General features: G+C 32.3%; 1 protein-coding gene. It reads left to right on the top strand.

The annotated features are described in order from the left end of the window. Positions 1 to 144 precede the first annotated feature (144 nt). On the top strand, positions 145 to 1,398 hold the full coding sequence (locus tag GMC_RS23155; protein WP_040472323.1) for a serine hydrolase domain-containing protein: 1,254 nt from the start codon (positions 145 to 147) through the stop codon (positions 1,396 to 1,398). The last annotated feature ends 330 nt before the right edge of the window (positions 1,399 to 1,728 follow it).

Below are 1,728 nucleotides of genomic sequence, written 5' to 3'. Positions count from 1 at the left end.
CAACGTATATAAACAATTGCTTTTACAGGCTTATCCTGAAAATTCCTGCAGAGTTTTCAGTTTAGTGTGTACTTGCAAAGTTTCGTGCTAAACCCACGCAACTACTCATAGCCGAGACCGTTACCAGCAATTAAAATGAAACCTATGAAAAAAATTATATTATTAATTATAGGAGTGATTATTTGTATTTCCTGTAATCAAAAAAAACAACATACAAATGAGTTGTTAGATTCTATGCAAATAGCTCGAGATTCTTTAACAAATGAACTGGAAAATATATATACACAAGGTCTCACAAACGGATTTGGAGTTGCCATAGTTAATGAAAAAGGAACCTTGTATAGCAATGGTTTCGGGTGGGCTGATAAAGCAAATCATATTGCATATACAGAAAATACAATTCAACATATAGCTTCTATTTCTAAAACCTTAATCGGATTAGCACTAATGAAGGCACACGAATTAGGTAAATTAAATTTAGATGACCCAATAGAGAAATACTTATTATTTGATGTGTCAAATCCGAATCACCCTAATGAAAAAATTACCTTACAACAACTAGCTACACATACTTCTACAATTGTAGACACAAAACATTATATGGAAAATGCTTGGATAATTACACCTGATCAAGACTTATCAAAAGTTTATGAAAATTATCCTTACCAACGTTTAAATCCTTCAACATCAGAAATACCAATGGAAAATTTTTTAAAAGAAATTCTTACGGTTGAGGGCAAATATTATGATAAAGAAAATGGTTTTTTAAAGCACAAACCTGGAGAGAAATTTGAATATTCAAACATCGGAGCTACGCTAACTGCCTTGATTATAGAAAAATCCACTGGTATATCGTTTAATGAATTTACAAAGAAATATATACTGCAACCCTTAAAAATGGACTCTTCAGGATGGTCATTAGAGGAAGTTGATATATCCAAGCATTCAAGATTGTATTATGACTTGAATATACCATTACCATTTTATACGGCTATAACTTATCCAGACGGAATGCTTATAGCTTCGAGTAATAATATGGCAAAATATCTGACAGAATTAATTAAGGGATACACAGGCAATGGCACTCTGCTCAACAAAAAAAATTACGAACAATTATTTACTCAGTATTTAAGTGAAGAAAACTTCGATAAACGTAATAAACAAAACCCTTATAACGATGAATATAACACTGGAATTTTTATGGGCTTTAGTGCTAAAGGATATATTGGTCACACAGGAGGAGATGCTGGAGTTGTATCTTTTATGTTTTTTGATAAAGAAACCAAAACAGGGAGATATTTAATACGAAATACAAATAGTGATGATGAAAAGGGACCAGATCAATTTTATGATATTTGGAAAAAGTTAGGTGAATATACCACTAAACTGAATCAATAAAACTGCTGGTAACACATAAAGCATTCGTCTTGCCGATAGGCCAGAGATGAATGCGATGTTGACTGACCCGGTGGTGGATTTATGGGGAAAGTGATGTGTGGTAATCTTCAATTCTAGAAAGTACAACCTCGTTTTTCACAAATTTCAAGGTTTGAAAATACGCTTTGACTATTGAAAAACGAATCTATTGGCATCGATTATAAGTTTTATATGGGGTTTAATCTGATTTTGAGCTATTTCCTTTAAATTTGGACAATACTTGTCCCGTCCCTATTATGGGATTTTTTTAAAATCTATGTAGTCTTTAGTTTTTCTAATCAGCGCTTTGGC

This window comes from Aquimarina agarivorans, assembly GCF_000218485.1.
GTDB lineage: Bacteria > Bacteroidota > Bacteroidia > Flavobacteriales > Flavobacteriaceae > Aquimarina > Aquimarina agarivorans.
The sequence above is the reverse complement of the archived record's forward strand: the minus strand, read 5'-3'. Positions and strand labels throughout refer to the sequence as shown.